Below are 16,514 nucleotides of genomic sequence, written 5' to 3' on the forward strand. Positions count from 1 at the left end.
CCATTAGCATTCGATTTGTGCGGCGCAAACCCTTTTTCGCGGAATCACCAACTTTTTTCCACGCGGTTGCTGCGGTCGATCGACATGAGAATTCCCAGGCACACGAAAACCGTCATTTGCGCGGAGCCGCCGAAACTAACGAGGGGCAGGGGGATGCCGACCACCGGAGCTAGGCCCATCACCATCGCTAAGTTGATAGCGACGTAGAAGAAGATGGTCGTCGCAAGCCCTGCGGCCGCCAGTTTGGCAAAACGGCTTTGCGCCTGCAGTCCAACGTTGATGCCCCAGCGGATCACCATGAGATACGCGACGATAATGAACAGGCCGCCCAAGACGCCCCACTCCTCCGCCATGGTAGCGAAGACGAAGTCGGTATGACCCTCCGGCAGGTAATCGAGATGGCTCTGGGTGCCGTGCAAGAAGCCCTTGCCGGTCATGCCGCCGGATCCAATGGCGATCTTCGACTGGCTGATATGGTATCCGGTGCCGAGCGGGTCACTCTCCGGATCCATGAAGATGAGCACGCGATTGCGCTGATAATCATGAAGCAGGAAGTTGACCGCCAATGGCGCAGCCACGGCCAGCGCGAGGGCTCCGCCAACGAAAAGCCGCAACGGCACGCCTGCTAGGAACATGACCGTGAGACCGCCCGAGGTGATCATCAATGCCGTCCCGAGATCGGGCTGCAGCATCACCAGGCCGGCCGGCAACGCGATGAGCAACGCTGCAGGCCAGATCGCGCCGAAGCGGCGGGTCTCGTTGGGCGGCAGCAATTCGTAGAAGCGCGCGCAGGCCAGAACGATTGCCGGCTTCATCACTTCGGAGGGCTGTAGGCGGATAAAGCCAAGGTCCAGCCACCTTTGACTACCGCCGCGCACCGCGCCCAGAAGCTCGACGGCAAACAGCAGTGCGACGATGAGCACATAACCAGGCAGCGCGGCTTGTCGCCAGACATCCTCCGGTATTCGCGCGATGAGCAGTGCCCCGGACAGGAAAACAACGAAGCGAATGCCTTGCGACAACGCCCACGGGCGAACGCTTCCGCCAGCCGCCGAGTAAAGGATGACAAGGCCAAAGGAGGCGATCGCGATCACGAGGATCAGCATTCGCCAGGGCAGGCGAGCGACGGGCGCGGGAACGAAGGAGGGACCGATCACTGCGGCTCCGATGGTTCAGTTGTGCCAACGCTGGCGGGGCCCACCCCGTTTCCGATGTCGCTGACTGTCGCTTCCTGGGCTGCGTTCGATGCATCGGTGGCTTGTTCCACCGCGCGCGCCCGCGTCGGCGCGGGAGCGTCCGTCTCGGTTGCAACCGCCTGGGCGGCAGCCGCAGCCGTCGTCGTCGCGCGATATGCCGCTTCCTGCGCCGCCATCCTCGTTCGGATATCGCCGCCCCAGGTTGGCTCTACCTCGGCAAGAGACTTGAGGGCTCGTTCCTTGTCGAAGAGGTACGTCATAATGTCACGACCGATCAGCGGCGTGTCCAGATTTCGCACGGTATGTCCGTTATGCTCGAGCACAATGCTCGCTGCGTAACGCGGGTTCTCGACGGGCGCGAAGCAGACGAACAATGCGTGGTCACGCAGCTTGAACGGCAACTGCGCGTTGCTGAGAACGCCGGAGCGGCGCTCTGCCATGGTGATCCGGCGCACCTGAGCCGTGCCGGTCTTCGCGGCCAACTCAACGCCTGGGATATGCAGCCGTGAAGCGCCTCCGGTGCCGCCGCCATTTACGACTTTCCACATCCCCTCACGCACGACCCGCAGATTTTCGGCGCTAAAGGGCAGGGCAGGGGCATTGCGCGCCACCTTGTCCATCAACAGGCTCGGCTGAAGCATACGCCCGGATGCGATGCGCATCGCCATCACTGCCAATTGCATGGGGTTCGCCAGCACATATCCCTGGCCAATCGACGAATTGAGCGAGTCGGCGACGGTCCACTTCGTCTTGTACTTGCGCTCTTTCCAGGCGCTGTCAGGCACGGTGCCGTAGCGCTGGGCTGCCAAGGGCAGGTCGTATTTTTCCCCGAGGCCGACCGCCCGCGCGACCGGCGCCACACGATCATAGCCGAGGCGCCGGATCATCTCATAAAAGTAGATGTCGCAACTTTGCGCGATCGCCCCGCGAAGGTCGATGGCGCCATGGCCGCGCCGCTTGTGACAGTGGAACACGCCGCTGCCGACCCGGAGTGCGCCTCCACAGAACACGCGCTCATCAGGGCTCACGCCGGCCTCGAGCAGCGCAAGCCCGTTCATCGGTTTCACGGTGGATCCGGGCGGGTACAGCCCCTGGGTCACCTTGTTCATCAGCGGCACGTGATCGTCAGCCGATAGCATCTTCCATTCGAGCTGGCTGATTCCGTCCGAAAAGCTGTTCGGATCATAGGCCGGCATTGAAACCATGCAGAGCATCTCGCCCGTCAAGCAGTCGAGCACCACGGCGGAGCCAGAGTTGGTACCAAGCCGCCGCGCGGCATATTCCTGCAAGCCCGCGTCAATGGTCAGGCGCTGCGTCTTGCCCGGTACGTCTACCCGGGTCGCCAGCTCCGCGACCAACTTTCCGCGCGCGGTTACCTCGATACGCTTAGCGCCCGGCTTGCCGCGCAGTTCATCTTCTAGCGTCTTTTCAAGGCCATCCTTGCCCAACTTGAAGCCGGGTGTGACGAACAGGGGATTCTTGGTCTGCTTGTATTGCTCCGCTGTGGCACTGCCCACGTAGCCCGTCAGGTGGGCGACCGCCGCGCCGGCGGGATAGTTGCGGGCGAACCCGCGCGTTGGCGCCACCCCTGGAAGCTCCGGCTGGCGAACTTGAACTGCCGCAAATCGCTCCCAGCCGACGTTCTCCGCGACCTTCACGGGCTGGAACCCCGCGGCGTGCTTCAGATCGGCTCTGATGCGCAGCAGGTCCTCTTCGGTGAGCGCCAGTAGCTGGCGCAGCGCTGCCAGGGTGCGCTCCTCGTCGACCACGCGATCAGGGATCAAATCCACGCGAAAGTCGGTGCGATTGTCTGCGATCGGGTTCCCGTGACGATCAACCAGCCAACCCCGCCGTGGCGGGATCAGCGTCATGTTCACACGATTGCTTTCGCTCAGGAGATTATAGCGCTCGTTCTCGGCAATCGCGAGCCAACCCATGCGACCCGCCAGCACCGTGCCGACGCCGATCTGCGCCGCCCCAAGCAGCCAGGCGCGGCGCGAGAACGTATATCCTTGCTGCGCTTCGGTAGCGATCCGCGGCGGACGGTTCATTCGACGACGCGCCGACGATCGACCCACGCAACCATCCGCGCAGCAAAGGGAAACAGGAGAATAGACACGGCTATCTGCACCAGTAGCATGGAATCGACGTGCCCGCCGATAGGGGTGGCGAGCAATCGTCCGCCCACCAGGCATAGAGCGATCGCGGCGGCGGCAATGAGCCAATCCTGCGCGAAGGCGCGGAAGATGGTGCGCTGATCAAACAGATCGACGATGAAGAAGGAGAGGGTCCACAAGAGAGTGGCGCTACCCATCGGCTGGCCGCTGAGGCAATCGTCGAACAACCCCAGCAATGCCGGTGCCCAGCGACGCAGCGCCAGCGGGGCGAGCAGACGCCAGGCGAGCAGCATCAGTAAGCCAAACGGCGGCAGCAAGGGCAGCGTCGCCACAGCTGGAACGATCGTCACCAGAGAGCCTGCCATGACCGTCGCCCATGGAAGCGCTCGCGCCCTCGTGCGCGGCAGGGGCGGTTCGAACGGTCGGGCGGCGACGGTCACGGCTGGCCGGCACGCGGTGGCGGTGGAGCAGCCGGGACAGGAGGCGGCACGGGCGACGATGGAAGTGGCGGCAGGAAGGGCTCGCTGACCAGTACGAAGTCAAAGGTGTCCGGATGCGCAAAGGGCGCAGCCGGGGCACTGTCCGAACCTGGCTTGAGGACCCGAGCGACTAGGACCCCGGGCGTATAGAGGCCGCCAACACCAGAGGTGATGAAACGGTCGCCCGGCGCCAAACGCGCGTTGGTGGTGCCAACGGAGCGGATATCGATCAGCCCGTCACCGCGCCCGGCTGCAAGCGCCGGCAGCCCGTCGCCAATCCGGCGAACCGGAACAACGCTTTCCGGATCGCTGGTAAGCAATACCCGGGCCGTGTTGGGGCCGGTCTCGACCACTCGCCCGATCAGGCCGTCCGGGCCACGCACGGGCATTCCAGGACGAACGCCCTGCCAGCGGCCCGCGTTCAGGGTTCCGAACCGGCGCGTGCTCGTCGCGCTGGAACTCACCAGCCTGGCGCTCACGACAACGTTGGGGGTCACATCGCGAAGTTTCAGCAAGGCGCGCAGTCGACGGTTGTCCCGCACGACGATTCTGGCTTGGACCAGGGCCTCGTGCGTGCGTGCGACCTCCGTTCTCAGCGCGGCGTTTTCTTCGTGAACGCGAAGATACGTCCCCGCCGTCTGCGGAACGGCGGCGATCGTCCTGATCACGGCGGATACGCCCGACGACACCGGCGTCGTAAACTCGGCAGCAGTGGCACGAAAGGCGGCGAACGCTGGAGGATTGAACTGCGACAGGACGAGCAGAACCGCCCCGACCAGCGCTCCCGCGACGGCCAGAATGTAGCTCAAGAAGAGCGAATATTGTGCCCGCCGCGAGAAACCCGTGCGTCGGTCCCGCGACGCCACCATGCGCTAAGCCCTTCTTCGATCAGCCGTTCTGCAGCACGCCGCGATACATGGGATCTTCCAGTGCACGACCGGTTCCCAGTGCAACGCAGGTCAGCGGTTCGTCGGCAACCGTGACGGGAAGCCCGGTCTCGTCGCGAAGCACTTCGTCCAGCCCCTGCAGCAGCGCGCCACCGCCGGTGAGGACGATACCTTGATCGACGATATCAGCGGCGAGCTCCGGAGCGGTATTTTCCAGCGCCACGCGCACGCCTTCCACAATGGTCGCCACCGGCTCGCTGAGTGCTTCGGCGATCTGACCCTGGTTGATCTGGATCTCCTTCGGCACGCCGTTTACCAGATCCCGGCCCTTGATGTGGATGGTGAGCCCGATCCCGTCCGCCGGCGGCTTAGCGATGCCGACTTCCTGCTTGATCCGCTCCGCTGTCGCTTCACCGATCAGCAGATTGTGGTTGCGGCGGACGTAGCTGACGATGGCTTCGTCCATCTTGTCACCACCCACACGAACGCTCGTGGTATAGGCAAGGCCGCGCAGCGAAAGCACCGCGACTTCGGTTGTGCCACCGCCAATATCGACGACCATGCTGCCGATCGGCTCGGTAACCGGCATGTCAGCGCCGATCGCCGCCGCCATCGTCTCCTCAATCAGCCACACGCGGCTCGCGCCTGCATTGGAGGCGGCGTCACGGATGGCGCGGCGCTCGACCTTGGTCGACCCGGAGGGAACGCAGATCACGATCTCTGGCCAGCGCATGAACTTGCGCTGCCCATGCACCTTGTAGATGAAGCTTTTGATCATCTGTTCGGCGACGTCGATGTCCGCGATCACACCGTCGCGCAGCGGGCGGATCGCCTCGATGTTGCCTGGCGTCTTGCCCATCATGAGCTTGGCGTCCTCGCCGACAGCCTTCACCCTCTTGATGCCGTTGATCGTTTCGACCGCCACCACCGACGGTTCGTTCAGCACGATACCGCGGCCCCGCAGATAAACCACGGTGTTCGCAGTCCCGAGGTCGATGGCCATGTCATGCGACATGAACTTGAAGAAACGCGAGAAGGCCATGTTCAGCTAGATTCCGTTCCCGAGTCGCCGAGGCGACTTGCACCATTCATCCCGCGGCCACGGTCGAAAGGCGCTTCTTGTGCGCTGATTGCTGTTATCTCGGGGTCGCGGGATGGCGTCGATTGGGCTAGGGGCGTGGCTGTGTCAATACGCCGACTGCCCGAACATCTCATCAACCGTATCGCTGCCGGTGAAGTGGTGGAAAGACCGGCCAGCGCGTTGAAGGAACTGGTTGAGAACGCCATCGACGCCGGCGCAGGCCGGATTGCCATTCGCCTCGTGGAAGGCGGGATAGGGCGCGTTGAAGTGGCGGATGATGGCTGCGGCATGGCCCCCCACGACATGGCGCTCGCCTTGGAGCGACACGCGACATCCAAGCTCACGAGCGACGACATCGATCGGGTCGCCACCATGGGCTTCCGGGGCGAGGCGCTTCCCTCTATCGCGAGCGTGGCACGGCTCACGCTGGAAAGCAGGATTCGTGGGGCGGACGGGTGGTGCCGCGTAGTCGACAATGGCGTTCTCGCGTCCGAAGGGCCCGCCGCGCTTCCGCCGGGCACGCGCGTTGTGGTCGAGGGATTGTTCGAGAAGGTCCCGGCACGCCGCAAGTTCCTGCGCTCGGGTCGCAGCGAATATGCCGCGTGTCTGGACGTGGTCCGGCGACTGGCGATGTCTCGACCCGATGTGATCTTCACAGTCGAGCATGATGACCGGCGTGTGCTTGCTGCTCTTCAGCCGGAGGATCGGCCAGCGCGGGTTGCGGCGCTGACCGATCGCGCGCTGAAAGAAAATAGCGTTGCCATCGACATGGTACGCGATCAGGTCGTGCTTGGCGGCGTCGCCGGCCTGCCGACTTTTCATCGCGGTGTCGCCGATCACCAATATCTTTTCGTCAACGGGCGGCCGGTCAAGGATCGCTTGCTCATCGGCGCGATCCGCGGCGCTTACGCCGAAATGATGCCTCGCGATCGGCATGCCGTTGTCGCGCTCTTCATTGACCTTCCGTCCGATCAGGTCGACGTGAACGTTCACCCGGCGAAAACAGAGGTGCGTTTTCGCGATCCGGCGATGATCCGCGGCCTGATCGTCTCGGGGTTGCGGCGCGCGCTGGATGAAGCGGGGCATCGCGTGGCGCATCGCGCACCGGACGATATGATGGCGGCGTTCCGGGCTGATCCCATGTTTGGCTCTGGTCAGATGCCTGCTGGGCACGGTCAGGACGCCACACTTGGTGGATATCGCAACCTTGCTGAAGCTAGGATGCTGCGCGAACAGTCTGCGACGTTCTTTGCGCCGCCCCCGCAAGCGCGGGCGGAAGCCGCGATCGCACCGCCGCCAGAGTCGCAAGTATACCCGCTCGGCGTCGCGCGCGGGCAGGTGGCGAGGACGTATATCGTCGCCGAGGCCGAGGACGGGCTGGTGATCGTCGATCAGCATGCAGCGCACGAGCGGCTGGTATTGGAGCGGATGCGTGCTGCGCTAGCCGGAGGGCGAGTGGCGGGTCAGGCGCTGCTTATCCCGGAAGTGGTCGAGCTGGACGAATCCGGCTGCGACCGACTGGACTCCCGCATTGCAGAATTGGCGGAACTTGGCCTGGAACTGGAGCGATTTGGCCCGCGCGCCATGCTGGTACGCTCCACCCCGGCCGTGCTCGGTAGCGGCGATCCATCAGGGCTGGTCCGCGACCTGGCCGACGAGCTGGCCGCCTTTGACGAGGCGTTGTCGCTGCGCGAGCGCCTGGAGGCAGTAGCGGGCACGATGGCCTGTCATGGCTCGGTCAGGGCCGGACGCATGTTGTCGGTCACCGAAATGAACGCATTGCTTCGGGAGATGGAAGCTACCCCCCATTCGGGCCAATGCAATCACGGCCGGCCCACCTGGGTAAAGATGCCGCTGGATCAGATCGAGAAGCTCTTCGGCAGGAAATGAGAAGCGGCAGCTAGTGCCTGCTGTGGCTTTGGCGGAGGCGGCGTCGTCATGCCGCACCCTTACAGACTGGAGGTGAAGGCCGGCTATCTGTTCATCCTGCGGAAACCTTTGTGTCCATCCTGCATTCTTTGCTGGAATGTGTCTCCAGTGGTACCTTTGATGAAGCAGATCGTTCCCATTTTCCTGGCCTTGATCCCGTTCGCCGCTGTGGTGGGGGCGTGTGTAACGGTGCCCTAAAGCATCATGCTAACAAGCGTTGCTGGTCTCGCGCAGCAGTAGCTGCCGGACCAATTTTCTCGCAACTTGCAATTAGGTTGTGCACAATCTAATCCTCTGCCGAGCTAAGACGGAGGATGATGATGAGCACTCTCTATTCCACCAAAGTGACTGTCGTGGGCGGACGTAGCGGCACCGTTCGCAGCGACGACGGCGTTCTCGACCTGTCCTTGGCCGTGCCGAAGGAGCTGGGCGGGAAGGGTGGTGCGACCAACCCGGAGCAGTTGTTCGCGGCAGGGTACGCAGCTTGTTTTGAAAACGCCGTGATCCACGTGACCCGTGCGCAAGCCGATAAGGTCCGGGACGGTGATATCGAGGTGGTCGGCGAGGTTGGCCTGCTGCCCGGCACCGGCGGCGGGTTCCATTTGGCGGTCACGCTGGACGTCACCATCGCCGGTGTTGCCCAGGACAAGGCGGAAGAGATCGTCCGGGCCGCGCATGCGGTATGCCCGTATTCGAACGCGGTGAAGGGCAACGTGGATGTCACGTTGAACGTCTCCACGCGATAACGAGTAGGTGGCGACACCTGCGGGAACGCCAGCGCCGGCTAGCCTTTAACCGTCAGAATAACGAAAGGCCCGCCAGGCGATGTGCCTGGCGGGCCTTTCGATTTCATCGGCAGACCGGGTGATTAGCCCTGCGCTTCGTCTTGGCGGACTTCAGCGCTGGCGCCCGGTTCGGCGTTCGCATCATACTCTTCGATGAAGCCGCCCTGGTCACGGCCCTCTTCGAAGACCTGCGCCATCACGTCCACGCCCTGCGACTGCAGGTCCGCTTCTTCCGGCGAGCGAGCGACGTTGACCTTCACGTTCACCGACACTTCGGGATGCAGCGCAACCCGGACGTCGTAAACGCCAATCGCCTTGATCGGGCGATCCAGCACGATTGAGGCCTTCGCCACCTTGTGACCCGCCTCGTTCAGCGCCTCGACCAGATCTCGCACCGCGACCGAGCCGTAGAGCTGGCCGGCGTTGGAGGCCTGGCGGATGATCGTGACCTGCGCGTCCTTGAACGACTTGGCTTCGATCTCGGCTTCGCCGCGACGATTGGCATTCTCCGATTCGATCCGCGCACGGTTCGCTTCGAACACCTTGCGGTTCGCTTCGTTGGCGCGAAGCGCCTTCTTGTTCGGCAGCAGGAAGTTACGGGCGAAGCCGTCCTTCACCTTTACCACGTCGCCGATGCCGCCGAGCTTCTCGACGCGCTCAAGCAGAATGACGTCCATCTGCTTTTCTCCTTACTTAACGACGTAGGGCAGCAGGCCCAGGTGCCGGGCACGCTTGATCGCCTGGGCGAGCTCGCGCTGCTTCTTTGCGCTCACCGAAGTGATGCGCGACGGAACGATCTTGCCACGCTCAGAGACGAAGCCCTGCAGCAGACGCACGTCCTTGTAGTCGATCCGGGGTGCGTCCTTCGCGGAGAAGGGGCAGCTCTTGCGACGGCGGAAGAAGGGACGAGCCATTATGCGTTCTCCTCTTCACGACGGCGACCGCGCTCACGGTCCCGCTCTTGCTTGCGCATCATCACCGACGGGCCCTGCTCATGCGCATCGACCTTGACGGTCATGTAGCGGATGATGTCCTCGTTGATGGAGTGCTGACGCTCGATCTCGGCAACGGTATCGCCCGGTGCGTCGATCTCCATCATCACGTAATGCGCCTTGCGGTTCTTCACCATGCGATAGGCGAGGCTGCGCAGACCCCAGGTCTCGGTCTTCACGACCTTGCCCTGATGATCCTCGACGATCTTGGTGACGGCTTCCGCCATCGTGTCCACCTGCGCTTGTGCCAAATCCTGGCGCGCAAGGAACACGTGCTCATAAAGAGCCATGTGCTTTCCTTCGTTGGCCGATCGCTGACATGGCCCCGTGCCATGCCCCTCCGACTGTCGTCCAAAACAGCGAAAGGCGAGGAGACGACGCTCCCCGCCTATGCTGCCGGTCCCTGTACGCGAAACCGGCGAAGAATCAAGCCTTAGAAGGCGCGCCGGATGACGCGCAGGATCGTGCCATTACCGGCAATCAGCACTGCGTCTCGGCCGGAGCGGACCCACTGCTGGCCGCGACCTGGCGCGTACAGGTTCGCCCGACGGTATTGGCGATAATCAACAACGCGATAGTTTGCCGCGTAGCGACGATCGAAGCGCTGTCCCTGGCGCCAGTTGCGATAGGCTGGCTGGCGGGAAACGGTTGTCTTTCTCACAACCGTGCCGTTCGGGCGCTGCTTGACGGTCGTGGTGGTGGTGACGTCGCGTCGTTGCGCCTGCGCACTGGTGGCGATCATCGGCGTTGCGATCAGCGAGGCTGCGACAATGGCCTGACCCAGCTTTTTGAACATGAGATGCTCCTCTTTCCTGCGAAACAAGCGGCGCCGCCGCTGCGGCGTCGAGAACCAATCTGGGGAGCGTACGTATCCAGCTCTTGTCGTCGGGCTATCGATTTGGTCGCGATTTGTCGCAAAAGGGCGTTGGCGATGAACGCCGGTTCAGAAAGCAAGCATTTCTACATGCGGCAACGCTAAGCCATGTTCATGACAAGCGCTCGATCAGATGCCCGTGTTCCCAAAGCTCCTGTGCGATCAGGCTGGCTTTTTGCGGTGTTGCTGGCGATGGCCGCCGCGCTCTTCGTGGGGTGGATCGGCTTCATGGCATCCGACGATTCGCTATACCATGCCGGCGCAATGCGCTGGCTGATCGATCCACCGTTTGCCGGCAGCGATCACTGGTCGACACGCTTTCCGTTGACCCTCTCCTTCGCCGCCGTGATCGCGGTTTTCGGCAATAACTTCACCGCTTTCGCGGTTACCGCCATAATCTTCTATGTCGTTTTGGTCGCGGCAGTCGGGGTCTTCGCGGCGAAAGCCTTCACGCCGCGTACGGGATGGATCGCCGCCCTGCTCGCCGCGACACTGCCGGTCGTGGTGGTGCATGCCAGCACGGTCAGCGTGGATTTGCTGGAAGCCGCTGCGCTGCTGACGGGCGCCTGGCTGGTCGGATCGGCTGCGGAGGATCGCGTCGGGCTAATGCGGGCCGCAGCCGGCGGGGCGATGTTCGGGGTCGCGGTGCTTTGCCGGGAAACCAGCGTGCTCGCGCTTGCGGTGCTCGGCCCACTGCTGATCGGCCGGCCCTTTTCGCGCCGCGTACTGATCGCCTGTGCCTTCGGCGCGGCGCTGGTGCTCGTGGGCGAGGCCCTCTTCCAATACGCCATGACCGGCGAACCGCTGCGGCGCTACGTCATCGCTTTCAATCACGACGAGCATATCGATCGTGCCGCCAATCATGAGGGCAACTTTCTCCTGTGGGCGCCGCTTGATCCGCTGCTCGTCCTCTTGATCAACGATGATTTCGGCCTGTTGTTCTGGATGGCCGGTGTGGCGCTGATCGCCGGGACGTGGCGAGTGACGCCGGCAAATCGACGCGCGCCGTTCCTGCTCCTCGCGCTCATCGCGGCCAGCAGCTTCCTGCTCGTTTCGGTTCTTTATACCAAGCTGGTGCTCAACCCCCGCTATTTCATGCTGGCAGCGCTGGCGGCAATCATCTTGGTCGCAGCATGGCTCGACCGGGTGACGCCGCTGGTCCGCACACTCGTTCTTGCGCTGCTCGTTTCCACCAACCTGCTGCTCATGAGCGTGGGCAACGCGCATCCCCGGTGGGGCATGGAGGCGCTGGTGCTGGCGGCAGAGGCGCATCCCCGCGCCACCATCGCTGGGGCCCCTAACGACGTCGCTCGCGCCGACATCGCGATGAACTTTCTGGGACAGTCGAACATCCGGCCGCTGCCCGCACATGGTGGCGACCTGATCGTTGCGCCCGCGGACGCTGCGCCCGCTGGGAACGTGGTGGCACGCTATCCGTCGCCGCCGACGCGCCTCGGCGCTGCGCTCCGATGGCTCGGGCTGGAGCCCCTGGTGCCCGCCTCCATCGCGCGCCGCATGTTCACGCCAAGCCCGGACATGGTGCTGGTGCGGCCGCAGGGCGGTTGACCCCGCCGCCCTGACCGCTCTACCGCGCGCCTCTTCGATTTGGGAGAGGCAGATGCGAGCGTTCATCTTTCCGGGGCAGGGCAGTCAGGCAGTCGGCATGGGCCAGGCGCTGGCCGCGGCCAGTTCCCATGCGCGTGATGTCTTCGGCGAAGTGGACGATGCGCTGGGCCAAAGCCTCTTTCGGCTGATGACGGAAGGTCCGGCAGACGAACTGACGCTAACTGAGAATGCCCAGCCCGCAATCATGGCCAATGCGCTCGCCACCCTGCGCGTGCTGGAGAAGGAAGGCGGCGTCCGCCTGGCGGAAAAGGCGGATCTCGTCGCCGGTCACAGCTTGGGCGAGTATAGCGCGCTCTGTGCCGCGGGTGCGCTCGATCTTTCCACCACGGCGCGATTGCTGAAGCTGCGCGGCCAGGCAATGCAGGCCGCTGTGCCGGTGGGCGAGGGCGGCATGGCAGCGTTGCTGGGTGCGGATCTTGCGAAGGCTGAGGCGATCGCATCCGCCGCTGCCGAGGGCGAGGTCTGCACCGTCGCGAATGATAATGATCCAAGCCAGGTTGTGATCTCGGGCGCCAAGGCGGCGATTGATCGCGCGATTGCGCTGGCAAAGGACCATGGTGCGAAGCGCGCGATCGCGCTCCCCGTCTCCGCCCCGTTTCACTGCCCGCTGATGCAGCCCGCCGCCGACGCGATGGAGAAAGCGTTGGCGAGCGCGCAGGTCTCGGCACCGCTCGTGCCGGTCTACGCGAATGTCATCGCGGCGCCGGCGAGTGACCCCGACACCATTCGCCGCCTGCTCGTCGAGCAGGTGACCGGCATGGTGCGTTGGCGCGAGTCGGTGCTGGCGATGGTTGATGCTGGCGTATCCGAGTTCGTTGAATTCGGCGGCAAGGTGCTGGCGCCGATGGTCAAGCGGATTGCGCCGGACGTAACCGCGGTCAGCATCGTGTCGATGGACGATGTCGAAGGCTTGCTGAAGAGCCTGTGAGGCTGATGCATCAATATGCCGGGGCAGACGTTGCGCGCTCGGTATCGGCATCCGCGTGCTGTGCGCCGGATGTGAATACAGGAGATTGATATGTTCGACCTCACGGGAATGACGGCGCTGGTAACCGGCGCGTCCGGCGGCATCGGCTCGGCGATCGCGCAGGCCCTGGCGGCGCAAGGCGCACGCCTCGCCGTGTCGGGCTCCAATGCCGAAAAACTGGCGACCTTCTGCGGTGAGCTTGGCGGCGATCACGTGGCGGTGCCGGCGAATCTGTCCGATGCGGCTGCGGTCGACGGCCTCGTTCCCGCTGCGCTGGAGGCGCTTGGTGGCCGGCTCGACATCCTGGTCAACAACGCCGGCGTGACGCGCGACAATCTCACGATGCGGATGAAGGATGACGAATGGGATCAGGTGATCCGCGTCAATCTGGAGGCCGCATTCCGGCTGATGCGGGCGGCAGCCAAGCCGATGATGAAGCAGCGGTTCGGCCGCGTGATCTCCATCACGTCGGTGGTAGGGCAGACCGGCAATCCGGGGCAGGCGAACTATGCGGCGTCTAAGGCCGGCCTCGTAGGCATGTCAAAGGCGGTCGCGCAGGAGCTCGCAAGCCGTAACGTCACGGTCAATTGCGTCGCGCCGGGCTTTATCCGATCCGCGATGACCGATGGGCTCCCCGAAGCCCAGAAGGCCGCGCTTCTCACCAAGATCCCCGCCGGTGATCTGGGCAAGGGGGAAGACGTGGCCGCGGCGGTGGTGTATCTGGCCTCGCGCGAGGCCGGCTATGTCACCGGACAGACCCTGCACGTGAACGGCGGGATGGCGATGGTCTAAAGCAGACTTGTATCGCAACGAACCCCGTTCTACCTGCGTTCAGGATTCAACAACCCCTCGACGAAACAAAGGGAATATATATGAGCGAGACCGCCGACCGCGTGAAGAAGATCGTCGTCGAGCATCTCGGCGTCGAAGCCGACAAGGTGACCGAAGACGCCAGCTTCATCGACGATCTCGGCGCGGACAGCCTCGACATCGTCGAGCTGGTGATGGCATTCGAGGAAGAGTTCGGTGTGGAAATCCCGGACGACGCCGCCGAAAAGATCACCACCGTGCGTGACGCGATCACTTATATCGACGAGCACAAGGGCTGATCGCGCACGGGGCAGTGGGCTTTGAGCCTGCGCTGCCTCGGCCCGGATTTGAGCGGCTCCCCGTCCCCGGCTAGAGGGCGGGGAGCCGTTTCGTTGTAATGTTCATGGAGTAGCGCAATGCGCCGCGTCGTCGTCACCGGTCTTGGCCTCGTTACCCCGCTCGGGGCAGACGTGGAGAAAGTTTGGGCCCGTCTTATCGCCGGTAAATCCGGCGCCGCGCCCATCACGCGCTTTGACGCTTCTGATCAGAAGTGTCGCATTGCGTGCGAGGTGAAGCCGGCGGACCATGAATATGGGTTCGACGCGTCCAAACGGGTGGATCACAAGGTTCAACGTCAGGTTGATCCTTTCATCGTCTATGGCATCGATGCAGCAGGTCAGGCGCTCGAGGACGCAGGTCTGACCGAGATGACCGAAGAAGAGCGCTACCGCGCTGGTTGCTCGATCGGGTCGGGCATCGGTGGCCTGCCGGGCATCGAGATCGAGTCGATCGTCCGCCACGAAAAGGGTCCTAGCCGGGTGAGCCCGCACTTCGTGCACGGCCGTCTGATCAACCTCATTTCCGGCCAGGTCAGCATCAAGTACGGCTTGATGGGGCCGAACCATGCCGTGGTGACGGCGTGCTCCACCGGCGCGCACTCCATCGGTGACGCTGCCCGGATGATTGCGATGGACGATGCCGACGTGATGCTGGCGGGCGGCGCCGAGAGCGCGATCTGCCCGCTTGGCATTGCCGGCTTCGCGCAGGCGCGGGCGCTCAGCACCAATTTCAACGATCAACCCGAGAAGGCCAGCCGCCCGTACGACAAGGATCGCGACGGCTTCGTCATGGGCGAAGGCGCCGGCGTGGTGGTGCTCGAGGAATATGGGCGGGCCAAGGCGCGCGGCGCGAGGATCTATGCCGAAGTGATCGGCTACGGCCTGTCGGGCGATGCTTATCACGTCACCGCGCCGCATCCCGAAGGCTCGGGCGCCTTCCGCGCGATGGAGATGGCGATGCGCAGGTCCGGTCTCCAGCTGGAGGACATCGACTATATCAATGCGCATGGCACCTCCACGCCGCTCGGTGACGAACTGGAGCTCGGTGCCGTCCGCCGGCTCTTCGGCGACCATATCGGCTCGCTCTCGATGTCCTCGACCAAATCCGCGATCGGCCATCTTCTTGGCGGGGCGGGTGCGGTGGAGAGCATCTTCTGCATTCTCGCGATGCGTGACCAGATCGTGCCGCCGACGCTGAACCTCGACAACCCGAGCGATAATTGCGCCGGTGTCGATCTTGTGCCGCATGTCGCGAAGAAGCGGCAGGTGCGCGCCGTGCTGAACAACAGCTTTGGTTTTGGCGGCACCAATGCGTCGCTGGTCATGAAGGCCATCTGATCGCAATCGCCTGCTCCGGCCTCGGCCGGAGCGTATTTCTTGGCCGGCCATGAACTGGACCTCCGGCCACCGCCGGGGTGAAATGATGCGCAAGGCTGGTTGCCTGGGATTGTTAATCGGTCTTGCGCTGATTGCCGCGCTCGCCTGGGTGGCGCGTGACTGGTCGGGCGAAGGCCCGGCGCCCAAGCCGCTGGCGGTGGTGGTTCCGGAGGGCGCAAGCCTCGCCCGCGCGGCGGGCGAAATGGAGAAGCAGGGCGCCATCCGTTCGGCCTGGCGCTTCCGCGGCTACGCCCGCTTTTTTGGCACAGGCAAGCCTATCAAGGCGGGGGAATATGCTATTCCCGCACGCGCCAGCGCGTCCGATATCCTGACCTTGCTTGAGGACGGCAAGGTGCGCCAGCGCCTCGTGCCGGTGCCGGAAGGATATCCGTCTATCCTGGTGCACGAGGCACTCATGCGCGCCGAGGGGCTTTCCGGCGATGTCGCCGTGCCACGTGAAGGCTCCGTGCTTCCGGACAGCTACGCTTATCAACTAAACGACACACGCGCGGCGGTGCTGGCGCGAATGCAGAAGGCGATGACAGATTATCTCGCGCGCGCGTGGGAGAAGCGCACGCCGGCAAGCGTCGTGAAGTCTCCGGAGGAAGCGGTGATCCTCGCATCGGTCGTGGAGAAGGAAACCGGCAAGCCCTCCGAGCGTCGGATGGTTGCTGCCGTTTATACCAACCGCTTGAAGCTCGGGATGCCGCTCCAGGCGGACCCCACGGTCATTTACCCGATCACCAAGGGCAAGCCGCTTGGTCGCCGCATCAAACGGTCCGAACTGCAGGCAAAGAACGGCTACAACACCTACGCCAGCGCTGGTCTGCCGATCGGCCCGATCGCGAACCCGGGGCGCGAATCGATCGACGCCGTTCTTGATCCGGCAAAAACGTCCGCGCTCTACTTCGTGGCCGATGGCACGGGCAGACACGTGTTTGCCGACACGTTGGCGCAGCACAATGCGAACGTGGCGAAATGGTATGCGATCCGCCGCGCCCGGGGAGAGATGTAGGCTGTTCAATTCACGGCTCGCGGGCGTAGAAGTGTTCATCC

17 protein-coding genes are annotated in these 16,514 nt (G+C 63.8%); 8 read left to right on the top strand and 9 right to left on the bottom strand.

What is annotated here, in order from left to right:
• Positions 1-44: 44 nt before the first annotated feature.
• From rodA to SPMU_RS04935, 5 genes are all read right to left on the bottom strand, one after another.
• Entirely contained in the window at positions 45-1,106 is a 1,062-nt protein-coding gene (gene rodA, locus SPMU_RS04915; RefSeq protein WP_088332429.1) for a rod shape-determining protein RodA, read from the bottom strand.
• A 47-nt stretch (positions 1,107-1,153) separates the two neighbouring features.
• Positions 1,154-3,247 (bottom strand): penicillin-binding protein 2, encoded by a 2,094-nt coding sequence (mrdA, locus tag SPMU_RS04920; RefSeq protein ID WP_088332431.1) that lies wholly within the window; start codon positions 3,245-3,247, stop codon positions 1,154-1,156.
• Positions 3,244-3,678: a rod shape-determining protein MreD gene (gene mreD, locus SPMU_RS04925; RefSeq protein WP_140418412.1), complete on the bottom strand. Its 435-nt coding sequence runs from the start codon at positions 3,676-3,678 to the stop codon at positions 3,244-3,246. The genes mrdA and mreD overlap by 4 nt, the downstream gene beginning before the upstream one ends.
• 71 nt (positions 3,679-3,749) lie before the next feature.
• Entirely contained in the window at positions 3,750-4,661 is a 912-nt protein-coding gene (locus SPMU_RS04930) for a rod shape-determining protein MreC (RefSeq protein WP_088332434.1), read from the bottom strand.
• Positions 4,662-4,680: 19 nt separating this feature from the next.
• The gene (locus SPMU_RS04935) at positions 4,681-5,721 is read right to left on the bottom strand and encodes a rod shape-determining protein (RefSeq protein WP_088332435.1); all 1,041 of its coding nucleotides are present in this window, start codon (positions 5,719-5,721) and stop codon (positions 4,681-4,683) included.
• A 141-nt stretch (positions 5,722-5,862) separates the two neighbouring features.
• Here SPMU_RS04935 and mutL point away from each other — a divergent pair, with 141 nt between their 5' ends.
• Positions 5,863-7,650 (top strand): DNA mismatch repair endonuclease MutL, encoded by a 1,788-nt coding sequence (mutL, locus tag SPMU_RS04940; RefSeq protein WP_088332437.1) that lies wholly within the window; start codon positions 5,863-5,865, stop codon positions 7,648-7,650.
• Between the two features lie 359 nt (positions 7,651-8,009).
• Entirely contained in the window at positions 8,010-8,435 is a 426-nt protein-coding gene (locus SPMU_RS04945; RefSeq protein WP_088333174.1) for an organic hydroperoxide resistance protein, read from the top strand.
• Between the two features lie 122 nt (positions 8,436-8,557).
• Here the strand turns inward: SPMU_RS04945 and rplI are convergent, their stop codons facing one another.
• From rplI to SPMU_RS04965, 4 genes are all read right to left on the bottom strand, one after another.
• Positions 8,558-9,151: a 50S ribosomal protein L9 gene (gene rplI, locus SPMU_RS04950; protein WP_088332439.1), complete on the bottom strand. Its 594-nt coding sequence runs from the start codon at positions 9,149-9,151 to the stop codon at positions 8,558-8,560.
• Positions 9,152-9,163: 12 nt separating this feature from the next.
• The gene (rpsR, locus tag SPMU_RS04955) at positions 9,164-9,388 is read right to left on the bottom strand and encodes a 30S ribosomal protein S18 (protein ID WP_007403456.1); all 225 of its coding nucleotides are present in this window, start codon (positions 9,386-9,388) and stop codon (positions 9,164-9,166) included.
• Complete coding sequence (rpsF, locus tag SPMU_RS04960) at positions 9,388-9,756, bottom strand: 30S ribosomal protein S6 (RefSeq protein WP_088332441.1); 369 nt, start codon at positions 9,754-9,756, stop codon at positions 9,388-9,390. The genes rpsR and rpsF overlap by 1 nt, the downstream gene beginning before the upstream one ends.
• 143 nt (positions 9,757-9,899) lie before the next feature.
• Positions 9,900-10,262: an RcnB family protein gene (locus tag SPMU_RS04965; RefSeq protein WP_088332442.1), complete on the bottom strand. Its 363-nt coding sequence runs from the start codon at positions 10,260-10,262 to the stop codon at positions 9,900-9,902.
• Between the two features lie 306 nt (positions 10,263-10,568).
• Between SPMU_RS04965 and SPMU_RS04970 the strand changes: the two genes are divergently transcribed.
• From SPMU_RS04970 to mltG, 6 genes are all read left to right on the top strand, one after another.
• A complete protein-coding gene (locus SPMU_RS04970) occupies positions 10,569-11,906 on the top strand; it encodes an ArnT family glycosyltransferase (RefSeq protein WP_169715636.1) in 1,338 nt (445 codons plus the stop codon).
• Between the two features lie 52 nt (positions 11,907-11,958).
• Positions 11,959-12,894, top strand: coding sequence for an ACP S-malonyltransferase (gene fabD, locus SPMU_RS04975; RefSeq protein WP_088332446.1), 936 nt, complete (start codon positions 11,959-11,961; stop codon positions 12,892-12,894).
• A 90-nt stretch (positions 12,895-12,984) separates the two neighbouring features.
• Complete coding sequence (gene fabG, locus SPMU_RS04980) at positions 12,985-13,725, top strand: 3-oxoacyl-[acyl-carrier-protein] reductase (protein ID WP_088332448.1); 741 nt, start codon at positions 12,985-12,987, stop codon at positions 13,723-13,725.
• 80 nt (positions 13,726-13,805) lie between these two features.
• Positions 13,806-14,042, top strand: coding sequence for an acyl carrier protein (locus SPMU_RS04985; protein WP_046410516.1), 237 nt, complete (start codon positions 13,806-13,808; stop codon positions 14,040-14,042).
• Positions 14,043-14,159: 117 nt separating this feature from the next.
• Positions 14,160-15,419, top strand: a complete 1,260-nt coding sequence (gene fabF, locus SPMU_RS04990) for a beta-ketoacyl-ACP synthase II (RefSeq protein WP_088332450.1) — start codon at positions 14,160-14,162, stop codon at positions 15,417-15,419.
• Between the two features lie 85 nt (positions 15,420-15,504).
• Positions 15,505-16,473 carry an endolytic transglycosylase MltG gene (gene mltG / locus SPMU_RS04995; RefSeq protein WP_088333175.1) on the top strand — a complete coding sequence of 323 codons (969 nt, stop codon included), beginning with the start codon at positions 15,505-15,507 and terminating at the stop codon, positions 16,471-16,473.
• Positions 16,474-16,514: the final 41 nt, after the last annotated feature.

The sequence above is a fragment of the Sphingomonas mucosissima genome (assembly GCF_002197665.1).
In the GTDB taxonomy this organism is placed as follows: Bacteria; Pseudomonadota; Alphaproteobacteria; order Sphingomonadales; family Sphingomonadaceae; genus Sphingomonas; species Sphingomonas mucosissima.

Excerpts from the sequence above, each read along its gene's own strand:
- rodA (WP_088332429.1), bottom strand. The coding sequence starts at position 1,106 with ATGCTGATCCTCGTGATCGCGATCGCCTCCTTTGGCCTTGTCATCCTT.
- mrdA (WP_088332431.1), bottom strand. The coding sequence starts at position 3,247 with ATGAACCGTCCGCCGCGGATCGCTACCGAAGCGCAGCAAGGATATACG.
- mreD (WP_140418412.1), bottom strand. The coding sequence starts at position 3,678 with ATGGCAGGCTCTCTGGTGACGATCGTTCCAGCTGTGGCGACGCTGCCC.
- SPMU_RS04930 (WP_088332434.1), bottom strand. The coding sequence starts at position 4,661 with ATGGTGGCGTCGCGGGACCGACGCACGGGTTTCTCGCGGCGGGCACAA.
- SPMU_RS04935 (WP_088332435.1), bottom strand. The coding sequence starts at position 5,721 with ATGGCCTTCTCGCGTTTCTTCAAGTTCATGTCGCATGACATGGCCATC.
- SPMU_RS04945 (WP_088333174.1), top strand. The coding sequence starts at position 8,010 with ATGAGCACTCTCTATTCCACCAAAGTGACTGTCGTGGGCGGACGTAGC.
- rplI (WP_088332439.1), bottom strand. The coding sequence starts at position 9,151 with ATGGACGTCATTCTGCTTGAGCGCGTCGAGAAGCTCGGCGGCATCGGC.
- rpsR (WP_007403456.1), bottom strand. The coding sequence starts at position 9,388 with ATGGCTCGTCCCTTCTTCCGCCGTCGCAAGAGCTGCCCCTTCTCCGCG.
- rpsF (WP_088332441.1), bottom strand. The coding sequence starts at position 9,756 with ATGGCTCTTTATGAGCACGTGTTCCTTGCGCGCCAGGATTTGGCACAA.
- SPMU_RS04965 (WP_088332442.1), bottom strand. The coding sequence starts at position 10,262 with ATGTTCAAAAAGCTGGGTCAGGCCATTGTCGCAGCCTCGCTGATCGCA.
- SPMU_RS04970 (WP_169715636.1), top strand. The coding sequence starts at position 10,569 with ATGGCATCCGACGATTCGCTATACCATGCCGGCGCAATGCGCTGGCTG.
- fabD (WP_088332446.1), top strand. The coding sequence starts at position 11,959 with ATGCGAGCGTTCATCTTTCCGGGGCAGGGCAGTCAGGCAGTCGGCATG.
- fabG (WP_088332448.1), top strand. The coding sequence starts at position 12,985 with ATGTTCGACCTCACGGGAATGACGGCGCTGGTAACCGGCGCGTCCGGC.
- SPMU_RS04985 (WP_046410516.1), top strand. The coding sequence starts at position 13,806 with ATGAGCGAGACCGCCGACCGCGTGAAGAAGATCGTCGTCGAGCATCTC.
- fabF (WP_088332450.1), top strand. The coding sequence starts at position 14,160 with ATGCGCCGCGTCGTCGTCACCGGTCTTGGCCTCGTTACCCCGCTCGGG.
- mltG (WP_088333175.1), top strand. The coding sequence starts at position 15,505 with ATGCGCAAGGCTGGTTGCCTGGGATTGTTAATCGGTCTTGCGCTGATT.